Origin of the sequence: Pseudomonas sp. FP1762, assembly GCF_030687105.1 — a bacterium.
GTDB lineage: Bacteria > Pseudomonadota > Gammaproteobacteria > Pseudomonadales > Pseudomonadaceae > Aquipseudomonas > Aquipseudomonas siliginis.
Genome location: NZ_CP117458.1, coordinates 2408443 through 2427537, shown reverse-complemented (window position 1 = coordinate 2427537; position 19095 = coordinate 2408443). Strand labels below are relative to the sequence as shown.

Here is a 19095-nt window from a genome sequence, read left to right as displayed (position 1 = left end):
AGCGCCAGGCAGTACGGCAAGCAGTTACGGCGGCCAGTGATCGTCACGCCAGAGTCCGCATCGGACTCGGGTGTCATCCATCCATCAGCGTCAGGGAGCACATTATGAAACAGCAATTATTGGTGATCGGTGCAGGGTTCGGCGGGCTGTGGAGTGCGCTGAGCGCTGCGCGTTTGCTGGATATGCATGCCCGTCAGGATGTCGAGATCACGCTGCTCGCCCCGCAAGCGGAATTGCGTATTCGCCCGCGCTTCTACGAGCCGGACGTGCACAGCATGTACGCGCCGCTCGACGCGCTGTTCGATGCGGTGGGTGTGCGCTTCGTCAAAGGCACCGCTGAAAGCATCGACGCCCGGGCGCGCCGAATCGGTTACCGCGACGAGGCCGGGCGTCCGGGTGAACTGGCCTACGATCGGCTGGTTCTCGCCAGCGGCAGCCAGCTCGCTCGGCCTCCGGTGGTTGGCCTCAAGGAGCATGCGTTCGATGTCGATCAGATCGAATCCTCGGCGCGTCTGGAACGCCATCTCATCGCCCTCGGCAACCAACCGCCCAGCGTTGCGCGCAACACCGTGGTGGTCGCCGGTGGCGGTTTCACCGGGATTGAAACTGCGACGGAAATGCCGGCGCGCCTGCGCGCGATTCTCGGTGAGGATCAAGACCTGCGCGTGATCATTGTCGATCGCAGCAAGGACATCGCTGCGACCATGGGCGATGGCATTCGCCCGTCGATCATCGAGGCGTCCAATGACCTGGGTATCGAATGGATCGTCGATGCCAGCGTTGCCGCTGTGGATGCCAATGGCGTCACCCTCGCCGATGGCCGCCACATCGAAAGCCACACCGTGATCTGGACCGTAGGTTTCCGCGCCAGCCCGCTCACCGAACAACTCGACGCCGAACGCGATGGCCAGGGCCGCTTGCATGTCGATGGCAACCTCAAGGTGCACGGCATCGATCACGTCTTTGCCGCCGGTGATGTCGCTCGCGCCGCCACTGACGACCTCGGCAACTATGCCGCGATGTCTTGCCAGCATGCGATCAGCCTGGGTCGCTACGCCGGCAACAACGCCGCCGCCGATATCCTCGGCGTCGCTCCGACAATGTATCGCCAGCCCAAGTACGTGACTTGCCTGGATCTGGGCGCCTGGGGGGCGGTGTACACCGAAGGCTGGGATCGTCAGCTGAAACTGGTGAAGGCCGAAGCCAAAGAGCTGAAGACGCAGATCAACACGGTGTGGATCTACCCGCCCGCCGCCGAACGTCGCGCCGCCCTCGCGGCCGCCGATCCGCTGATCCCTGTAGCCTGATTTCACCCTCCGCTTTAGCCCTGAGAACAAGGAGAACACCATGACCCTGCATCTGGATTCCTTCACCGCCAACCGCGCGGTGGCCCTGCAAACGCAAAGCGAAGAACTGGTGCCGTCGCGCTACGCCCTGCGCCTGGGCGACATTGACGTGATGGTGATCAGCGACGGCGTGTTGCCGTTGCCGACCCAGACCATGTCAACCAATGCCGCCCCCGCCGACCGTGCCGCCTGGTTCAAGGAAATGTATCTGGGCCCTGACGCCTTCGACTGGGCGCTCAACGTGCTGGTGGTGCGTAGCGGCGAACAAGTCATCCTCGTCGACGCCGGCCTCGGTGGCCAATTCCCCGGTTTCCCGCGCGCCGGGCAGTTCCCCAAGCGCCTGGCCGCTGCCGGGGTGGACCTCGCCGACATCACTGATATCGTCATCACGCACATGCACATGGACCATATCGGCGGCCTACTGGTCGACTCGGTGAAGAGCCGTCTGCGCCACGACGTGCGCATCCACGTCACCGCTGCCGAAGTGAATTTCTGGTCCACGCCAGACTTCACCAGCACCGACATGCCCGCACCAGTACCAGACGTCCTGCGCAGCACCGCCAACGCGTTCATCAACCACTATGAAAGCAAGTTGCACATATTCGAAGACGAATGTCAGGTTGCACCGGGCGTAGTTGCAAAACTCACCGGTGGTCATACGCCAGGGCACTGCGTGGTCTACGTCAACTCCGGTGGCGAGCGCCTGACCTTTGCCGGTGACGCGTTGTTCCCGGTGGCGTTCGATCACCCTGACTGGCACAACGGTTTCGAACACGATCCGACCAAATCGGTGGAAGTGCGCGTGCGCATGCTCAAGGAAGCCGCCGCCAGCGGCGAGCTGTTTGTCGCCACGCATCTGGCCTTCCCTTCGGTGGGTAGGGTCGCGATCAATGGTGCTGCTTTCCGTTGGATACCTGCGATTTGGGATTACTGATTGCGCGCCTGAAATCTTCGCCCGGCTTCTGCCGGGCGAAACCTTTTTCACCGCCATTGCTACGCAGAACCGTGCGGGCGGTGACCATACTTCGGTTGCTGTGTACCCTTTCTGCATCAAGCAAATCTGAGCAGAGGATGGAGTGTTGGCATATCTGGATTGGGTGCAATGGCCGGCGATGCTGGTCACCGTTCTGGCCGCCTGGCTGATCGGTTCGCAACGACCGCAACGGCGCATGAGCGGCTTCGTTTGTTTCAGTCTGAGCAATTTGCTGTGGGTGATCTGGGGCGTCCATGCCGGGGCTTACGCGCTGATCGTTCTGCAGCTTTGCCTGTTCCTGATGAACCTGCGCGGCTTCATGAAGAACCGCGTTTCAGAGCGCTGAGTGACGATGATCATCTGGCCAGAAAATCCTTTGAATTTTTCTTGTCGGACAAAATCATTTACGTATGAGCGTAAGGAGGAACTCATGCGTAGCACCGATATTTTCGTCATCGAATACAAACATCACGACCAGCCAAAATCATTCGTCATCCGCGCCAAGAGTATGCGCAACGCCGACGCTTGGCATTGGGCGAGCTGTGACGCCGGTATTGCGCCGATTCCGAAACCGGGTAAACCACCGTTGAAAGTGGTTTCCAAACCCCAGGCCGAGCGCTATGGGATTACGGAGGTGAAGTGGCGCGAGACGGCAGCGCTGGACTGGACGGAGGCTTAGGCAAATCGGGTCGCCTGGCTGAGCTTGCAAGTCAGCCAGGCGCCCCACAACAGACCATGGGGGGCATTCCGCTGGGGAATGTGCGGTTATCGTCCCGGTGAAGTGACCAGTACCTGACCGCGCGAAACTGATCGTTCCTCACGCTCCGCGTGGGAACGATCCATATCAACTAAGACCAGAACCCTTTATGCGGCTCAGCCGCCTCTTCCTCCAGCATCGGCCCGAAAACGCTCACCGTGCGCTGCCCTCTGGCAAACACTTCGCGACACGGCAACGAGAACGTCGGGTTCTCGGGATGATCGCCGGTCAGCCCGAGCAAAGCATGTTCCGATAACGCGTACACCACTCGCCCGACACCGGTCCAATACACCGCGCCCGCGCACATGCAGCAAGGTTCGGCGCTGGTGTACAGCGTGCACGCCTCCAGCTCCGTGGGTGACAAACGCTTCGCCGCCGCAGCCACCGCGACCAGTTCGGCGTGCTGGGTGGGATCACCTTCCGGCGGCATCGAATTGTTGCCCGCTTCGGCAATGACGTTGCCGTCGCGGTCCGCCACCAGCGCCGCAAACGGGTGCCGGCCACGTTGTTTCGACGCCTGCGACAGGGCGATGGTCTGGCGCAGCAATGCCAGGTCCAGATCGCTGACGCCGGCCGGGACAAGCTGAGTGAATTGATTCATGGGTAACTCCTGGGCAGTGAGAAAAGACAAAAGTCAGTCGGCCAGTTCGGCCGTGGAAGCGCCGACGGCGTCCGTCGATGGTTTTTGTTTGTTGAGCAAGAGGTTGAGCAGAATGGCGGTGATCGCACCGAGGAAAATGCCGCTGTCGAGCACCAGTTTCAGCGTCGGGCCGACATGTTCGAACAGGGCCGGAAACGACATCGGCAGGACGCCGACGCTGACCGACACCGCAACAATAATGGCGTTGCGTGTGCCCTCGAACTGCACCCGTGACAGTTCCTGAATGCCCGCCACCGTGGTCATGCCGAACATGACGATCGCGCAGCCGCCCAGCACCGGCGTCGGCACCGCCGCAATCAGCGCGCCGAGCTTTGGAAACAAGCCCATCAACACCATGATCGCGCCAGCGGCCGCAACGACGAAGCGGCTCTTGATGCTGGAAAGCGCAATCAGGCCGGTGTTTTGCGTGAAGGCGTTATAGGGAAAGCTGTTGAACAGACCACCGAGCATGGTCGACAAGCCGTCGGCGCGGAAGGCGTTACCGAGGGTCTGCTGCGTAGTCGGTTTGCCGACCAGTTTGCCGATGGCCAGGCAGTTGCCAGTGGTCTCGGCCATGATCACCAGCATCGCCAGGGTCATGATCAGAATCGGTACCAGAGAAAATTCCGGCGCACCGAACGCCATTGGCGCGCTCAACTCGAACCACGCCGCCTCGCTGACCCGATTGAAGTGCGTCATGCCGCAGGCGGCAGCGATCAGGCTGCCGACAAACAAGCCGATGAGCACACTGAGGTTACCGATGAAGCCGCTGAATTTCGCATAAATCACCAGCGTCACACTGACCGTGGCCAGACCCAGCAGCAGATTGGCCGGGCGACCGAAGTCAGGCGAATCGGGATTGCCGCCACCCAGCCAGATTGCCGCCGCCGGCATCAGTGAAATACCGATGATGGTGATCAGGCTGCCAATCACCACGGGCGGAAAGAATCGCAGCAAGCGGCTGAACACCGGCGCCAGTGCGATGGTCAGGAAGCCGGCGGCGATCACCGCCCCAAAGATCTGGCTGAGGCCGAACTCCTTGCCGATCATGATCATCGGCGCCAGCGCAATGAACGAGCAGCCCTGAATCAACGGTAAACGCGCGCCAAACTTCCAGAAGCCGAGGGTCTGAATCAACGTCGCCACACCGGACGTCAGCAGGTTGGCGTTGATCAGTAAAACCACCTGAGCCGACGTCAGCCCCATCGCACTGCCGAGAATCAGCGGCACCGCCACCGCTCCCGCATACATCACCAGAACATGCTGCAGACCGAAGGTGAAAAGCTGCCGCAGGGGCAACACCTCGTCGACCGGGTGAACGCGTTGCGTAGTCATGGCACAAGCTCCTGAAGGGGCAGCGTTGGTTGTAATCGCGGGCGCTCAGGGACAGACGCACAAACAGAATCGGCCCCGGCGTTCGAAGACGCGGGGTCATCCTTGAATGTTTTTAACGATGAAACAAATTGGCAACCATCGCTTTTTTCGATGGCAAAGACGCGGCACAATCGCCGTCTCGCTCAAGCTCGGAGTACACCGCGTGCGCTTCTCACTCGATCAGTTGCTGATGTTCGTCCAAGTGGTGAAAAGCGGCTCGTTCTCCGCCGCCGGGCGCAAGCTGGGCAAGACGCAATCGACCATCAGCGCGGCGATCGCCAATCTGGAAACCGACGTTGGCGTCGAGTTGTTCGACCGCAGCAATCGCAGCCCTGCCCTCACCGCCAGCGGGCATAAATTGCTGGTCCAGGCAGAGGCGGTACTGGAGCGCTGCATGACCTTCGAGGCCCACGCCGATTGCCTTTCCGATAGCGTCGAACCGAGCCTGACCCTGGCGATTGAAACGCCGTACGGCCCGATCATGCCGGTGCTGCAAGCGTTCGAGCAGGCCTTCCCGTTTGTCGATCTGATCATTCGTCACCCGGTCTACGGCGATGTCAGCGAATTGGTCAGCAGTGGCGAGGCGGTGCTGGGCGTGGCGTTTTCGCAGCCGGGCTATCCCCGGGAACTGGCGTTCCAGCAACTGGGCAAACTGATCATGCTGCACGTCTGTCATCCCGATCATCCGCTGGCGCAACTGGACAACGTCACGTTCGACGATTTGCACGTGCATCGGCGCCTGGCGTTCAGTGCGCACGCCAGCAAACTGCCGAGCAGTGAATACCTGCGTTCGACGCAGCTGTGGCAAGCGGAAAGCTATCTGGCCCTGCTCGAAATGGTCCGCGCCGGCCTCGGCTGGGCGACCCTGCCGCGCCAGCTGATCCAGCGTGAACTGGGCAATGGCGAACTGGTCGAGTTGCAGCTGTCGGCGTACCCGCATACCGACTGGCAAATCGGCGTCGACCTGTTATGGGCACGCCAACGGCCACTAGGGACGGCCGAGCGCTGGCTTAAGGAAAAGCTCCAGGCCAACAAGGTTTATGAACGCGATCGCAACGGTCAGACCACTACGCTGTGATTACTTGGCGAACACCTGGCCCATGTCCTTGAACGCCTTGAATTCCAGCGCATTACCGCAGGGGTCGAGCAGAAACATGGTCGCCTGTTCGCCGACCTGACTCTTGAATCGAATGTAGGGCTCGATCACGAATTGCGTGCCGAATGACTTCAGTCGCTCGGCCAGTGCTTCCCATTGCTGCCACTCTAAAATGATGCCGAAGTGCGGGACCGGTACGTCGTGACCGTCTACCGGGTTGCTATTAACGCTTTCTTGGGCAGCCGTTTTCGGCTGTTCGTGGATGACCAACTGGTGGCCGTAGAAGTTGAAGTCGACCCATTGCGCGCTGGATCGGCCCTCCTCCAGGCCGAACACTTCACCGTAAAAACGGCGGCAAGCGGCAAGATCGTAAACCGGGATGGCGAGGTGGAAAGGCGAAAGACTCATCAGGCACTCCGGCAACCGCGTTGATTAAACCAATCTGGCAACGGCGCACCGCTGCTGATCGAGGATCGAAAACAGCCTAGATCAAAAACCCTGCGAATGCCGGCTCGACTTTTCATGCCATGGAGATAGCGCGGCTGTGAATACGCGCCACGACTATCTGCTCGGCTTCCTTACCGGCGCGTCACCACTTTTCGGTGACAGTCCGCCGGGGCCAGCACCTCGCCCGCCCTGGAGCGCACGACGATAGTCTCGACGGGCTCGGCCCGTTCGTTGTCGAGCAGGATCGAGTGCTCCTCCCCCTCGACAAACAGAAAACGCTCGCCCCACTGCCGCAGGCTGACGACGATGGGGAACACCGCGCGGCCCATGTCGGTGAGCACGTATTCCTTGTAGGCGCTGCCATCGGACGCGGGCTGAATCTGCAACACGCCGAGCTCGACGAGCATTTTCAGTTTGACCGTGAGGATGTTCTTGGCCAAGCCCAGACGTTTCTGGAATTCACTGAAACGGCGCACGTCGTCGAACGCATCGCGAATGATCATCAAGGCCCAGCGATCGCCAATGGCTTCGAGGGTTCGGGCCACCGGGCATTCGCTCTGCGCCAATGTTTGTTGTCGGGCCATGTGGTTCCTGATGGATCGGCTATTGAATGTGGTTGCATTTAACAACCCGAATGAATAAAGATCAACGTATCGGTTTCAATTCAAAACCACACTACGAGGAAGCAAGGATGCCGTGTCAGACGCAAACCCTGATCAATGCGCAAGCCGCAGCTGACAGCGCAACGACCGGGCTGAGTCGTTTGCAGACTTTTCTCTTTGCAATCACCTGCGCGATAGCAGTGGCCAATGTTTATTTCGCACAGCCATTGTTGGAATCGATGGCCGCCAGCCTCGGGGTTTCACCCGGTGCAATCGGCGTTGTGGTCACGGCCACGCAAGCCGGGTATGCGGTCGGGCTGCTGTTCATTGTGCCGCTGGGTGATCTGCTCGATCGAAAGAAACTCATCGTGAGCCAACTGCTTTTGTCTGCAACGGCGCTGTGTGCCGTGGGCCTGTCCGAGAGCTGGGGAGTGTTGCTCGGCGCCATGATGCTGGTGGGTCTGCTGGCGGTGGTGGTGCAAGTGGTGGTCGCCTGCACCGCCAGCCTTGCTCGTCCGGAACAGCGCGGCGCCGCCGTAGGCACCGTCACCAGTGGCGTGGTGCTGGGCATTTTGCTGGCGCGTTTCGTTTCCGGCGTAGTGGCTGATCTGGCCGGTTGGCGCGGCGTGTATTTTGTCTCGGCAGTCATGATGATCGGCATGGCTCTGCTGTTATGGCGCACCCTGCCCGCCTCGGCAAAACCGCCCGCACAGGGCAGCTATCGGCAATTGCTGCGCTCGATGTTCCAACTTTTTTTGACTGAGCGGGTATTGCGCATCAGAGGTATCTTCGCCCTGCTGATCTTCGCCGCGTTCAGTGTGTTGTGGACGTCGATGGTGCTGCCGCTCAGCGCCCCGCCCCTGTCGTTGTCCCACACGCAGATCGGCCTGTTCGGACTGGCCGGAGTGGCGGGCGCGCTCGCCGCCGCACGGGCTGGGCGCCTGGCCGATCGCGGCTTGGGCAATCGCACCACCGGCATCACCCTGGCGCTGTTGACGCTGTCCTGGCTACCCATCGCATTTATCGACAGTTCGCTGCTGGCGATGGCCGTCGGAGTGATCCTCCTCGACTTCGCCGTGCAAGCGGTGCACGTCACCAACCAAAGCCTGATCTTCGCCGCACGGCCCGATGCGCAGAGCCGACTGGTCGGTGCGTATATGTGTTTTTACTCGGTGGGCAGTGGTTTGGGCGCCATCGCGGCGACGTATACCTATGCGCACTCTGGCTGGGTGGCGGTGTGTTTTCTCGGAGGAGGGATCAGTGCTGTGGCGCTGATGTATTGGGTGTGGCTGGAGTACGTTTATTCACACGACTGAACCAATGTGGGAGCGAGCCTGCTCGCGAAGACGGAGCATCAGTCAGCACAGAGTTGTCTGACCTGACGCCTTCGCGAGCAGGCTCGCTCCCACAGGGATTACTCGCCAGCAGCTACTTGCCGTCCTCGGGCTTCTCGGTCTGCATCTGCACCGACGGTTTGCTTTTGTCACCGTCCTTGTTGGGTGCATCGTTGGAATCGAAGCAGCCGCTCAACAGAAACATTGAGCAGAACCCCAGACATACGCAGATTTTCTTCATGACAATCTCCTTTCAGCAGTGGTATTGCTACCCGGTTCAAGCTTGACCTAGCATCGTTTACCTTCTTCCGGAATGTGCGCAAATTCATTGCAGGACTGCATCGGGCTCTCAGCCCTTACTGTGCTCCGGCGACGAAGGCCCTTCCTTGACGCCGCGCGGGCCAGCGATGCCCCACACGATCAGGCCGAGCACCGGGAAGACAATCAAGCCGATCGCCCAGGCGGCTTTGATGCCGACGCTCTTGTTGCTGCGAAACACACTGACAATCGCCCACAGGTCGACCAGCAGAATGATCACCGCCACGGCGATGGAGAAGTAACTCGCTGCCTCGTTCATTTCGCAATCCTCCGATGACTTGTAAGCATTGGGCTGCGGGGCTTTTTCAGCGTTCAAAAAAATTGCGCGTGCGCGGCGCCAAAGCTTCAGCCGCCTTCCGGATCCTGGCGGATCACGGAAATCTTGCCGTTGCGCTCGATGATCGCGAACTTGATCTGGTCGATGGTTTCAATGCCCTGACTGGAGCGCGCCGCCTCCATGACATCCGCCTCGACCAGCCGCGCATGGCGCAGACGCCGCTGCAACAGCTTGCCGTTCTCGACAATGATCGTTGGTTCACCATCGATCAGCCGCGAGATCCAGCTGGAACGCTGCTTGAGCAAAGAGAACCCAACGTCGATGGCGATCAGGGTGATGATCACCAGAAACGCATTGGTCAGGGAAAAATCATCACCAAGCAGCGCTTGCTGGGTGGCTTCACCGATGATCATCAGCAAGACGAAATCAAACGTCGTCAGCTCGGCCAACGAACGCCGACCGGCAATTTTGAACAGCACCATCAGTGCCAGATACATCGCGAGTGCGCGCAACACCGAGTCCATGGGTCACCTATGGATAAATGAATTGAATGAGCTTCACTTCGCTCGAGCCTGGCGCGCGGATATGGCTGCGAAACAGGCCCAGTCCGTCGCCGCGCAGGGTCAGATAAAGCGTTGCCTGGCCCTGCGCATCCGCCTGCAACCACAAACGCATGCCCTGCGCTGAACTGCGCATACGCACTGGCGCCGGTTGCATGGTTTCGATGCTGAAGCCATCGAGCATCTCGCCGCCGATGTCCAATTCGACGATAGCTTCAGGCGTCGCGTGCACGCTGAGTTTCAGCGGGATGGTCGAGCCGTTGCGGTGGAACATCTCGTATTCAACCTGGACTTTGCCGTCGTCGCTGCGGGCGTCGTGCGAACTGAGCACGCCCCGGGAAAACAGCCCCAACAGACCCAGCAGCATGCACAGCACCAGTAGATACCAACCGATGCGCTCGAAGCGCCAGACCTTCAGTTGATAGGCCATGTCCTCCTGCACCGGGAACTGCCGACTGCGCAGATCGGGATGGTCAGCGTCGGGCTTCATCGGCGCCACCCTCCTTCGCCGCGCAAGGCGCGACGGTGATAGGCCGGCAACTGCTGCAAGGCGAACTCACAGGCCAGGGTCTGCACTTCACTGCGCGACCCGGCAAACCATTGCCGGGTGCTGAACAGAAAATGTTGGTCATCGAACTGAAACGCCCAGGCGAAACACACCGTACCGGCCTTGATGCCATCCATATCGTCGGGTCCGAGAATGCCGGTGGTGGCGACGGCGACGTTGGCCGTGCTGTCGCGCAACGCACCGATGGCCATTTCACTGGCCACTTCCACGCTGGTCAGATTGAAGGTTTCCATGGTCGCCGGGCTGACGTGGAGCAAGCGCTGCTTGGCTTGCGGCGAATAGACCACGTAGCCGCATTCGATCAGCTCGCCGCTGCCGGGCACTTCCGACAGCAACATGACGATTTCCCCGGCCGTGCAGGATTCGGCGGTGGTGATGATCAGCGAATGTTGGCGCAGGTATTCAATCGTTTCCTTGGCGATGGACATGGCACGCTCTCGAAGCTGTTATTGCCGGTTGACCGCTCGCTGTGCGGATCATTCCGCTGGACTGGATGAGCGTATACCCGCCTCTTCCAGTGAAAGTTTTCCGCCCTGTTCGGCACGATCACCTACCCTCATAGACTGTGTGATCCACTCGAGCCCGCCGCCCCCATGCGCTGTTCATTCAAGTCGTTGTTTTTGGTTCTGTTGCTGCTGCTGATGCCGGGCAGCGCTGCGCCGTGGGCAGCGGACCTTGCCGCGCCGGCGAACTCAGGCGCAGCGCCGCTACCTGTGATTTCGCAAAGCGATCTGCAAGCCCTGCAACAACGCCTCGACGGGCTCAAGCAGCAGATCTCGGCGGCAAACAATTACAACCAGCTCGAAGGCCCGCAGGATCGGGTGCAGGCGTTCATTCTCGACGTCGATCGGTTGTCGGCAGCGCTGTTGCCGCAACAGGCGCAACTGACGGTGCAACTGGGCGTGCTCGGCACGGCGCCCGACGCCGAGGTGGCCGCCGAGCAAGCCGATATCGTCGCGCAGCGGGCCGCGCTGGCGGAACAGAAAAGCAAGGTCGACGGCACCCTGAAAAGCCTCGCCGCACTGAAACAGAATGCCGCCGACCTGATCACGCAAATCGCCGGCATCCGCCGCACGCTACTGGAAAGCGAACTGACCCTGAGCACACGCAGCGTGTTGAGTCCGCAGTTCTGGGCGCCACTGATCAATCCAAGCGAGGACGACCGCGAGCGGCTGCGACTGTTCGTCGAGCAGGTGGGCGACGTCTGGGCCACGGTCTGGGCGCCGGGCGAGCGTTTTTACACCTGCGTGCTGGTGCTGCTGGCGTTGCTCGTCTGGACCTTTGGCCGGCGTCTGGCTGAGCGCGGGCTCACCTGGTTCTGTATTCACCGCGTGGCAGAGGGCCGCTTGCGCCGCAGTGCCTTGGCATTCGCCTCAGCTCTCGCGACCTTCATCACCACCGCCATCGCCCTGAAACTCCTGTTCTACGCCTGCACCCGCCACGATGCCCTGCCGCCGGTGCTGGAAACCTTTTCCGAAGAGTTCGAAAAAGTCGTCTATGCCTGCGTGCTGATCACCGGGCTCAGCCGTGCATTGCTTTCCACCGAGCACCCTTCGTGGCGCCTGCCGGCAATTGCCGATCCGGTGGCACTGGCCCTCAAGCCTTATCCGCGAATCCTCGCCTGCGCGTTGCTGGTGCTGGTGACGCTGGTGCAGGTCGCCAATGCCACGGGCATGAGCAGTCACATCGTGATGGCCGGGCGCGGCGTGATTTCCATGGTGGTGCTGGCGATCATCGGCACGATGCTGTTGCGCGTCGGCAAAGTGCGCAAGGCCTTGATCGCCGCCAACGACGCTTCGGCGACGAACAGCGTGTTCGCCGGGCTGATCTACAGCGTCGCCAGCGTCTCGATGTTTGTGACCGCCATTGCCCTGCTTGCCGGCTATGTTTCGCTGGCGCGGTTCATCAGTTATGAACTGGTGTGGAGCTACGTCGTGCTGTCGGGTTTCTATTTGCTCATTCAGTTGGTCAAGGACGCCTGTGAACACCTGTTTTCACCGAAACACGCGAGCGGCCAGGCGCTCAAGCAATTGCTCGGGGTCAGCGATCGACGCCTTGAGCAAACGTCGATCCTGTTGTCCGGCGTCAGCCGCGCCGGCCTGATGCTGATGGCGCTGATTTCGTTGTTTGTCGGCGGCATCGGCACCACGCTCGGCCAACTGGTCACCAACATCATGTCGATTCTTGGCGGCGCCGGTTTGCGCAAGCTGAATATCGTCCCCGGGCACCTGCTCAATGCGCTGCTGGCGCTGCTGATCGGTATCTGGCTAATCCGTACATTGAGCCGCTGGCTCGACAACGAATTCCTGCCCAAGACCGACATGGACCCGGGCATGTGCGCGTCGCTGAGCACGCTGTTTTCCAATATCGGCTACGCCTTTGTGATTCTGCTGACGCTGTCGTCGCTGGGCGTGCAGTGGACCAATCTGGCGTGGATCGTCAGTGCGCTGTCAGTGGGTATCGGCTTCGGCTTGCAGGAGATCGTCAAGAACTTCGTCTCCGGCCTGATTCTGCTCACCGAGCGCCCGGTCAAGGTCGGCGACCTGATCAGCATCAGCGGTGTCGAGGGCGACATCCGCCGGATCAACGTGCGCGCCACGGAAATCCAGCTCAGCGACCGCTCGATCGTGATCGTGCCCAACTCGCAACTGATCTCGCAGAACCTGCGCAACGTTACCCTCGGCGGCAGTGCTCAGGGCGTGGCATCGCTGGAGCTGGTGTTTCCGCTGGATATCGATCCTGAGCAGGTCAAACAACTGCTGCTGGATGCGTATCACGAGAACGAAACCATCCTCGATAAACCGGCGCCATTCGTGCGTTTCAGCAAGTTGTCGCCGGACGGCATAACCCTCACGGTCACCGGCTATGTGGGCAGCCCGAGGATTGTCGGGCTGACCAAGAGCGATTTGTTGTTTGAAGTGTTGAAGCGGTTGGGCGCGGCGGGGATTGCGCTGGCGAAGCCGCCAGCGGCGTGATCCGGTTAGCGCTTGCCCGAGTTGTCGATGCGGGCCGTGCTGCTGCGTGGCGTCAGCTCGAACGGCAGGACGACATGCCTTTCTGCCAGCGGCCGTTTTTCGATCAGGGCAATCAACATCTCGACCGCCTTGGCCCCGAAGGCCTCGGCTGGTTGCGAGATGGTGGTCAGCGGCGGATCGCAGTATTGCGCCATGGGAATGTCGTCGAAGCCGACCAGAGAAATGTCCTCAGGCACACGCAGCCCCGCTTGCCGGATGCGCTTGAGTGCGCCGATGGCCATTTCATCGTTTTCACAGAACAGCGCACTCGGTCGCTCGGCCAATGCGAGCATCTTTTGCGCGCCGGCAAAACCGGCCTCGAGGCTGAAATTGCCATGGCAGATCAGTGCTTCATCGATGGCAATCCCGGCTTCGCGCAATGCCGCTTCGTAACCCGCCAGTCGATCCAGGGTCAGCGGGCTGTTTTTCGAGCCCTTGATCAGGCCGATGCGTCGGTGTCCCAGGGCGATCAGGTGGTCGGTCATGGCTTTGGCGGCGGCGACGTTGTCCAGGCTGATGGTTGGATAACGCCCGGCCTTGAGCACTTCGCAGGCGTTCACGATCGGCGGCACATCGGCGTCGGCCGGAGCGTTTTCGAAAGGATCGTAGGCGCGCAACTGAATCACCCCGTCGGCCTGATAGGCGTACACCAGCTCGGCGAATTGCCGCTCCAGTTCTTCCCGGCCCTGAGTGTCGCAGAGCAGCAAGCGATAGCCAGCCGCCTGCGCCGCTTGCTGCGCACCGCTGATGACCCGGGCAAAAAAGGTGTTGGCGATGGTCGGCACCAGAATCACCAGATTGCCGGTGCGCCGCGAGCGGAACTGCACGGCCATCAGGTTCGGCCGATAGCCGGCCTGTTCCACGGCGGCCATGACGCGCTCACGGGTTGGCGCGAGCACGCGCTCAGGGGACTTCAACGTCCTCGACACTGTCGCCACGGAAACGCCAGCCAGCCGAGCCACTTCGCGGATATTGGACAAAACCACCTCGTTGTTTCATGCCGATCAGGCGCGGAGCTTACCGCAGGCAACGAGCGATCGAAACGCTGTCGATCATCCGCTGCCATTTGACACCCGGCTATTTCACGCCTAGATTTCGCCCACGATGTAACCGGTTACATCGCTCATCAGCATTGCATCCAGCTACCGAGACGACCGCCATGTACGCTGCCGCAAAAAAAACAAGAATGGGTTTTGTCGGAGGCGGTGAAGGTTCATTTATCGCCCGCGCCCACCGGCAAGCCGCCGGCCTCGACGGACGCTTCGAACTGGTCTGTGGCGCGTTCAGCCGCGACTCGGAGAATAATCAGCGCACCGCTGCGACCCTGGGAGTGTCCGCCGAACGTTGTTACGACGATTGGCAAACCCTGCTTACCCGCGAGGCCGCCCTGCCCGCCGAGCAACGCATGCAACTGCTGGTCATCGTCACCCCCAATCATCTGCACGCACCGATTGCCCGTGAGGCATTGAGCGCCGGTTTTCACGTGTTCAGCGAGAAACCCGCGGCGCTGAACCTCGCCGAGGTGCAGGCGCTGCATTCGGTGGTGATCAACAGCCAGCGAATTTACGGGCTGGCGCACACCTACCTGGGTTACGCGATGGTCTGGCAGGCCCGCGAAATGGTCGCCAGCGGCGTGCTCGGGCACGTGCGCAAAGTCATCGTCGAGTACCCGCAAGGCTGGCTCAGCACCGATGTCGCCGGGCAAGGCAACAAGCAGGCCGGCTGGCGCGACGATCCGGCGCAATCCGGGATCGGCGGCTGCATTGGCGACATCGGCACCCATGCGTTTTCCCTCGCCGAGTTCGTTGCCGGCCAGTCGATCCAGTTCATCAGCGCAATGCTCGGTTCGCATGTCGAGGGTCGGCAACTGGATGACGATGTGGCGATGCTGTTCAAAATGAGCGACGGCGCCAGTGGTGTATTGCTCGCCAGCCAGGTCTGCGCCGGTGAGGAAAACCCGCTGAAGATCCGCGTCTACGGTGACAAGGGTGGGCTGGAATGGCGTCAGGAAGAGCCGGCCAGTCTGATTCATCGACCGTTGAATGAACCGATGCGTATTCTGCGATCCGGAGTCGGTCAGCCGTGGTTGTGTGACGCTGCCAGTCAGCGCATGCGCCTGCCCGCCGGGCATCCCGAGGGTTATCTGGAAGCGATGGCCAACCTGTACGGCGATCTCGCCGAGGCGATTGTTCAAGGCGTCGAAGGCCATCAGGCCCCGGGCATACCGGGCATCGAGACCGGCCTGCGCGGCATGGCCTTCATTGAAACCGCCATCGCCAATCACCTTGGCAATGAAAAGTGGAGCGAGATACCCGGCCCACTGACAGGAGCCCAGCACAATGAACAGTGATCAGCAAAATTTGACTGGCCTGAAAGGTCCGGGGATTTTCCTCGCGCAATTCATCGCCGACGAAGCGCCTTTCGACTCCCTCGCCAACATCGCCGAGTGGGCAGCCTCGCAAGGCTATAAAGCCATTCAGGTACCGACCCTCGGCACGCGGTTCATCGATTTGCAGCGCGCCGCTGAAAGCCAGGATTACTGCGACGAACTCATCGCCGTCTGCGCCCGCGCCGGTGTGGTGATCAGTGAGCTGTCGACGCACCTGCAAGGGCAATTGGTCGCTGTGCATCCGGCGTTCGACAGTCTGTTCGACGACTTCGCCCCGCCAGCGCTGCGCGGCAAGCCGCAGGAGCGCACCGAGTGGGCCATCGAGCAGTTGAAACTGGCGGCCCGTGCCAGCCAGCGTCTCGGACTCAAGGCCCATGCGACCTTCTCCGGCGCCCTGCTCTGGCCCTACGTCTATCCATGGCCGCAACGTCCGGCCGGTTTGGTCGAGCAAGGTTTCGCCGAACTGGGCAAGCGCTGGCTGCCGATCCTCGATTGCTTCGAAGAGGCCGGCGTTGATCTGTGCTACGAAATCCATCCCGGCGAAGACTTGCATGACGGCGCGTCGTTCGAGCAGTTTCTTGAGGCGGTGAATCATCACCCCCGCGCCGCAATTCTCTATGATCCGAGCCACCTGCTGCTGCAGCAAATGGATTACCTCGGCTTCATCGACCGTTACCACCAACGCATCCGCATGTTCCACGTCAAGGATGCCGAGTTCCGCCCCGATGCGCGCTCCGGCGTCTACGGCGGCTATCAGGGCTGGGTCGAGCGTCCCGGGCGCTTCCGCTCGCTGGGCGACGGCCAGATCGATTTCAAATCGATCTTCAGCAAATTGTGCCAATACGACTTCAACGGCTGGGCCGTGCTGGAGTGGGAATGCTGCCTGAAAGACTCTGCACAGGGCGCGGCGGAAGGCGCGGCGTTCATCGAGCGACACATGATCCGCAAGACCGCCAAGGCCTTCGACGATTTCGCCGGGGTCAGCGCCGATGCCGCTTCCAACCGGCGCCTGCTCGGCCTGACCGACGACTGATTCATCCGCGTTACCGACATAAAAACAATACGGTGATCTGAAATGAACGTAATGAATGCGCGACTGAGCGTGATGATGTTTTTGCAGTTCTTTATCTGGGGCGGCTGGTTCGTCACCCTCGGCACTTTTCTGGCCACCACGCTCGCTGCCAACGGCGGCCAGGTCGGTATGGCCTTCGCCACGCAATCATGGGGTGCGATTCTGGCGCCGTTTGTCATTGGCTTGATTGCCGACCGGTTTTTCAATGCCGAACGCATTCTGGCGGTGCTCCATCTGCTGGGCGCGGTGCTGCTCTATCAGCTCTATCGCGCGGCAGACTTCAGCGCGTTTTATCCCTATGTGCTCGCCTACATGATGGTCTACATGCCGACATTGGCGCTGGTGAACGCCGTGGCGTTCCGCCAGATCAAAGACCCGGCGCTGGAGTTCTCGCGCATTCGCGTATGGGGCACAGTGGGCTGGATTGTCGCCGGTGTGGTGATCAGCTTCGTGTTCGCCTGGGACTCGCAGCAAAGCATCGCGGCGGGAGGCTTGCGCAATACGTTCCTGATGTCCGCCGTCGCATCACTGCTGTTGGGGCTTTACAGCTTCAGTCTGCCGAACACCGCGCCGCTGAAAACCGCAGCCGGCTCATCAAGCCTGAAGCAGATGCTCGGCGTCGATGCGTGGGGTTTGCTCAAGGATCGCAGCTATCTGGTGTTCTTTCTCGCCTCGATCCTGATCTGCATTCCGCTGGCCTTCTATTACCAGAACGCCAACCCGTTTCTCGCGGAGATCGGCGTGACCAACCCGACAGCGAAGATGGCCATCGGTCAGGTGTCGGAAGTGCTGTTCATGTTGCTGTTGCCGCTGTTCATCCATCGTTTCGGCATCAAGATCGCCCTGCTGGTCGGCATGGCTGCCTGGGCGTTGCGTTACGTGCTGTTTGCCTTCGGCAATAACGACGATCAGGCATTCATGCTGCTGATCGGCATTGCCCTGCACGGCGTGTGCTATGACTTCTTCTTCGTGTCCGGGCAGATCTACACCGATGCAAAAGCACCGGAACGCTTCCGCAGTTCGGCGCAAGGTCTGATCACCTTGGCCACGTACGGGTTGGGCATGTTGATTGGCTTCTGGATTGCGGGACGGATTACTGACCACTTCACTTCGAGTGCGGGCCATGACTGGAGAAGTATCTGGCTATTTCCAGCCGGTTTTTCCGTGGCGGTGCTGCTGTGTTTCTGGGCGACGTTCAAGGGCCGCGATCGGGACAAGGCTGTGTTGCCGAGTGCGGTTTAGAGCAGAGTTGTAATGCATGAATAGAACGAATGCCGCCTGTGGTTTAGGCGGCATTCGCTATCGATGCTCATGGTTGCGCTCAAGCGGTGCGACGTTCGAGCAGACGGTCTGCGCCACCTTCGGCAACCCGATTGCCTTGCAGATGATCGGAGCCATCAGAGGCCACTGCATCGCTGAACAGTGGATCGGTTTCGGTGGCGGCAACTGCGTCGCTGAATAGCGGGTCGGTTTCGGTGGCGGCTACTGCGTCGCTGAACAGACGATCAGTTTGAGTAGCGGCCACCGCGTCGCTGAACAGTGGGTCGGTTTCGGTGGCGGCGAAGGCATTCAGTGCAAAAACCGAGAAAGCGATACCGAGGATAGTCTGGCGTTTCATGATGATGTGCTCCGAGGTGCAGTGGTTAGGTATGGAGCCGATCTTACGCTGCACCGTGGATATGGGAACTTCATTGACTTAATGGTTGTTATTGACGCAATCAATGATGAGTTGAGTAAAAGCAGCTGCTTACCTAACCGTTAAGCTGGTGCTTACGCGTCCAGACGAAACGCCCTACAAAGTCTAAAGCACAAAACTGACAAATCGTATTTCTGACAGCTTTACGCAAGCAAAAAAAAGACCCGAATCGATCGAAACCGAAACGGGTCTTTCCCACTCAGACGACCCTTATTTCAAGTCGTCAAAGTGATCTCGCAGGAACTCGTAAAAGCGCAAAGCTTTCAACAATCTCCATACAAGGCTCAGCGTACGCAGCAAAAGCTTCATACGTTTTGGCCTCCAGGGCTGGCGGCCAAACCTCCAGCAAACTTACCGGACCATGCGTGCCTTCAGCCTACATGTTGGTGTAGCTAGTGAGGCGGCCAGTTGAAATCCCTCCGAGACATCATTCCGGCGCGGGTGCGAATCCGCGTCAGAGGGCGTGAAACCTTTTGCGCCCCCCAGCCAAACCTCACTGCTCTACCAACAAGATGAGCGTGGGCATCTTAACGCAGAAATCAGAAGAGAAAACCCGAGTAACCAAGGTTATCCTGCGGCTACGCCTGAACCTTTGTAAAATCGTATTTCTGACAATGTTTATTGACAGATCT

At 60.3% G+C, this 19095-nt stretch carries 21 protein-coding genes; 10 read left to right on the top strand and 11 right to left on the bottom strand.

All coding sequences use genetic code 11. The features are described 5' to 3' along the window. Window positions 1–104: 104 nt before the first annotated feature. From PSH90_RS10735 to PSH90_RS10720, 4 genes are all read left to right on the top strand, one after another. Window positions 105–1307 (top strand): NAD(P)/FAD-dependent oxidoreductase, encoded by a 1203-nt coding sequence (locus tag PSH90_RS10735; protein WP_095179611.1) that lies wholly within the window; start codon window positions 105–107, stop codon window positions 1305–1307. A gap of 40 nt (window positions 1308–1347) precedes the next feature. Further along, window positions 1348–2280, top strand: coding sequence for an MBL fold metallo-hydrolase (locus PSH90_RS10730; RefSeq protein ID WP_252877893.1), 933 nt, complete (start codon window positions 1348–1350; stop codon window positions 2278–2280). 178 nt (window positions 2281–2458) lie between these two features. Continuing rightward, window positions 2459–2665, top strand: coding sequence for a hypothetical protein (locus PSH90_RS10725; RefSeq protein WP_370593551.1), 207 nt, complete (start codon window positions 2459–2461; stop codon window positions 2663–2665). Between the two features lie 84 nt (window positions 2666–2749). Continuing rightward, a complete protein-coding gene (locus tag PSH90_RS10720) occupies window positions 2750–2998 on the top strand; it encodes a DUF6555 family protein (protein WP_041480580.1) in 249 nt (82 codons plus the stop codon). 169 nt (window positions 2999–3167) lie between these two features. Here the strand turns inward: PSH90_RS10720 and PSH90_RS10715 are convergent, their stop codons facing one another. Then, on the bottom strand, window positions 3168–3677 hold the full coding sequence (locus PSH90_RS10715) for a nucleoside deaminase (RefSeq protein ID WP_095179608.1): 510 nt from the start codon (window positions 3675–3677) through the stop codon (window positions 3168–3170). 33 nt (window positions 3678–3710) lie between these two features. Beyond that, window positions 3711–5051 (bottom strand): nucleobase:cation symporter-2 family protein, encoded by a 1341-nt coding sequence (locus PSH90_RS10710; protein WP_056784786.1) that lies wholly within the window; start codon window positions 5049–5051, stop codon window positions 3711–3713. A gap of 202 nt (window positions 5052–5253) precedes the next feature. Between PSH90_RS10710 and PSH90_RS10705 the strand changes: the two genes are divergently transcribed. Next, the gene (locus PSH90_RS10705) at window positions 5254–6168 is read left to right on the top strand and encodes a LysR family transcriptional regulator (RefSeq protein ID WP_256808833.1); all 915 of its coding nucleotides are present in this window, start codon (window positions 5254–5256) and stop codon (window positions 6166–6168) included. Here PSH90_RS10705 and PSH90_RS10700 read toward each other — a convergent pair whose 3' ends face one another. Together PSH90_RS10700 and PSH90_RS10695 are read right to left on the bottom strand one after the other, a co-directional pair. Beyond that, window positions 6169–6594 carry a VOC family protein gene (locus PSH90_RS10700; protein ID WP_305382701.1) on the bottom strand — a complete coding sequence of 142 codons (426 nt, stop codon included), beginning with the start codon at window positions 6592–6594 and terminating at the stop codon, window positions 6169–6171. Window positions 6595–6764: 170 nt separating this feature from the next. Continuing rightward, window positions 6765–7217, bottom strand: a complete 453-nt coding sequence (locus PSH90_RS10695; protein ID WP_252869232.1) for a helix-turn-helix domain-containing protein — start codon at window positions 7215–7217, stop codon at window positions 6765–6767. A gap of 107 nt (window positions 7218–7324) precedes the next feature. On the opposite strand from PSH90_RS10695, the gene PSH90_RS10690 reads away from it, so the two are divergent. Further along, window positions 7325–8551: an MFS transporter gene (locus PSH90_RS10690; protein WP_305382700.1), complete on the top strand. Its 1227-nt coding sequence runs from the start codon at window positions 7325–7327 to the stop codon at window positions 8549–8551. Window positions 8552–8663: 112 nt separating this feature from the next. Here the strand turns inward: PSH90_RS10690 and PSH90_RS10685 are convergent, their stop codons facing one another. The 5 genes from PSH90_RS10685 to PSH90_RS10665 all read right to left on the bottom strand — a co-directional run bounded on the left by PSH90_RS10685 (window position 8664) and on the right by PSH90_RS10665 (window position 10720). After that, complete coding sequence (locus tag PSH90_RS10685; protein ID WP_177434183.1) at window positions 8664–8810, bottom strand: hypothetical protein; 147 nt, start codon at window positions 8808–8810, stop codon at window positions 8664–8666. 108 nt (window positions 8811–8918) lie between these two features. After that, window positions 8919–9146, bottom strand: coding sequence for a PLD nuclease N-terminal domain-containing protein (locus PSH90_RS10680; RefSeq protein WP_056784773.1), 228 nt, complete (start codon window positions 9144–9146; stop codon window positions 8919–8921). Between the two features lie 86 nt (window positions 9147–9232). Then, window positions 9233–9688: a DUF421 domain-containing protein gene (locus tag PSH90_RS10675; RefSeq protein WP_016774256.1), complete on the bottom strand. Its 456-nt coding sequence runs from the start codon at window positions 9686–9688 to the stop codon at window positions 9233–9235. Window positions 9689–9695: 7 nt separating this feature from the next. Beyond that, the gene (locus PSH90_RS10670; RefSeq protein WP_305382699.1) at window positions 9696–10214 is read right to left on the bottom strand and encodes a hypothetical protein; all 519 of its coding nucleotides are present in this window, start codon (window positions 10212–10214) and stop codon (window positions 9696–9698) included. Next, on the bottom strand, window positions 10211–10720 hold the full coding sequence (locus PSH90_RS10665; protein ID WP_305382698.1) for a CinA family protein: 510 nt from the start codon (window positions 10718–10720) through the stop codon (window positions 10211–10213). Before PSH90_RS10665 ends, PSH90_RS10670 begins: the two co-directional genes overlap by 4 nt. Window positions 10721–10885: 165 nt before the next feature. Here PSH90_RS10665 and PSH90_RS10660 point away from each other — a divergent pair, with 165 nt between their 5' ends. Next, window positions 10886–13267, top strand: a complete 2382-nt coding sequence (locus tag PSH90_RS10660; RefSeq protein WP_305382697.1) for a DUF3772 domain-containing protein — start codon at window positions 10886–10888, stop codon at window positions 13265–13267. Between the two features lie 5 nt (window positions 13268–13272). On the opposite strand, the gene PSH90_RS10655 is transcribed toward PSH90_RS10660, so the two are convergent. After that, on the bottom strand, window positions 13273–14286 hold the full coding sequence (locus tag PSH90_RS10655) for a LacI family DNA-binding transcriptional regulator (protein WP_252879887.1): 1014 nt from the start codon (window positions 14284–14286) through the stop codon (window positions 13273–13275). Window positions 14287–14492: 206 nt separating this feature from the next. Between PSH90_RS10655 and PSH90_RS10650 the strand changes: the two genes are divergently transcribed. From PSH90_RS10650 to PSH90_RS10640, 3 genes are read left to right on the top strand one after another with little or no spacing between them, the layout of a single operon-like run. Beyond that, window positions 14493–15656, top strand: a complete 1164-nt coding sequence (locus PSH90_RS10650) for a Gfo/Idh/MocA family protein (protein ID WP_082530261.1) — start codon at window positions 14493–14495, stop codon at window positions 15654–15656. Beyond that, the gene (locus PSH90_RS10645) at window positions 15646–16728 is read left to right on the top strand and encodes a sugar phosphate isomerase/epimerase (protein WP_056784758.1); all 1083 of its coding nucleotides are present in this window, start codon (window positions 15646–15648) and stop codon (window positions 16726–16728) included. The genes PSH90_RS10650 and PSH90_RS10645 overlap by 11 nt, the downstream gene beginning before the upstream one ends. Window positions 16729–16770: 42 nt before the next feature. Next, window positions 16771–18009, top strand: a complete 1239-nt coding sequence (locus PSH90_RS10640; protein ID WP_305382693.1) for a nucleoside permease — start codon at window positions 16771–16773, stop codon at window positions 18007–18009. Window positions 18010–18088: 79 nt separating this feature from the next. Here the strand turns inward: PSH90_RS10640 and PSH90_RS10635 are convergent, their stop codons facing one another. Further along, window positions 18089–18385, bottom strand: coding sequence for a hypothetical protein (locus PSH90_RS10635; RefSeq protein WP_042609596.1), 297 nt, complete (start codon window positions 18383–18385; stop codon window positions 18089–18091). Window positions 18386–19095: the final 710 nt, after the last annotated feature.

Bases quoted from the DNA above. Each gene is read 5' to 3' on its own strand.
- PSH90_RS10650 (WP_082530261.1), top strand. From the start codon at position 14,493: ATGGGTTTTGTCGGAGGCGGTGAAGGTTCATTTATCGCCCGCGCCCAC.
- PSH90_RS10680 (WP_056784773.1), bottom strand. From the start codon at position 9,146: ATGAACGAGGCAGCGAGTTACTTCTCCATCGCCGTGGCGGTGATCATT.
- PSH90_RS10695 (WP_252869232.1), bottom strand. From the start codon at position 7,217: ATGGCCCGACAACAAACATTGGCGCAGAGCGAATGCCCGGTGGCCCGA.
- PSH90_RS10730 (WP_252877893.1), top strand. From the start codon at position 1,348: ATGACCCTGCATCTGGATTCCTTCACCGCCAACCGCGCGGTGGCCCTG.
- PSH90_RS10635 (WP_042609596.1), bottom strand. From the start codon at position 18,385: ATGAAACGCCAGACTATCCTCGGTATCGCTTTCTCGGTTTTTGCACTG.
- PSH90_RS10725 (WP_370593551.1), top strand. From the start codon at position 2,459: ATGCTGGTCACCGTTCTGGCCGCCTGGCTGATCGGTTCGCAACGACCG.
- PSH90_RS10685 (WP_177434183.1), bottom strand. From the start codon at position 8,810: ATGAAGAAAATCTGCGTATGTCTGGGGTTCTGCTCAATGTTTCTGTTG.
- PSH90_RS10675 (WP_016774256.1), bottom strand. From the start codon at position 9,688: ATGGACTCGGTGTTGCGCGCACTCGCGATGTATCTGGCACTGATGGTG.
- PSH90_RS10645 (WP_056784758.1), top strand. From the start codon at position 15,646: ATGAACAGTGATCAGCAAAATTTGACTGGCCTGAAAGGTCCGGGGATT.
- PSH90_RS10720 (WP_041480580.1), top strand. From the start codon at position 2,750: ATGCGTAGCACCGATATTTTCGTCATCGAATACAAACATCACGACCAG.
- PSH90_RS10700 (WP_305382701.1), bottom strand. From the start codon at position 6,594: ATGAGTCTTTCGCCTTTCCACCTCGCCATCCCGGTTTACGATCTTGCC.
- PSH90_RS10665 (WP_305382698.1), bottom strand. From the start codon at position 10,720: ATGTCCATCGCCAAGGAAACGATTGAATACCTGCGCCAACATTCGCTG.
- PSH90_RS10710 (WP_056784786.1), bottom strand. From the start codon at position 5,051: ATGACTACGCAACGCGTTCACCCGGTCGACGAGGTGTTGCCCCTGCGG.
- PSH90_RS10715 (WP_095179608.1), bottom strand. From the start codon at position 3,677: ATGAATCAATTCACTCAGCTTGTCCCGGCCGGCGTCAGCGATCTGGAC.
- PSH90_RS10660 (WP_305382697.1), top strand. From the start codon at position 10,886: ATGCGCTGTTCATTCAAGTCGTTGTTTTTGGTTCTGTTGCTGCTGCTG.
- PSH90_RS10690 (WP_305382700.1), top strand. From the start codon at position 7,325: ATGCCGTGTCAGACGCAAACCCTGATCAATGCGCAAGCCGCAGCTGAC.
- PSH90_RS10670 (WP_305382699.1), bottom strand. From the start codon at position 10,214: ATGAAGCCCGACGCTGACCATCCCGATCTGCGCAGTCGGCAGTTCCCG.
- PSH90_RS10735 (WP_095179611.1), top strand. From the start codon at position 105: ATGAAACAGCAATTATTGGTGATCGGTGCAGGGTTCGGCGGGCTGTGG.
- PSH90_RS10640 (WP_305382693.1), top strand. From the start codon at position 16,771: ATGAACGTAATGAATGCGCGACTGAGCGTGATGATGTTTTTGCAGTTC.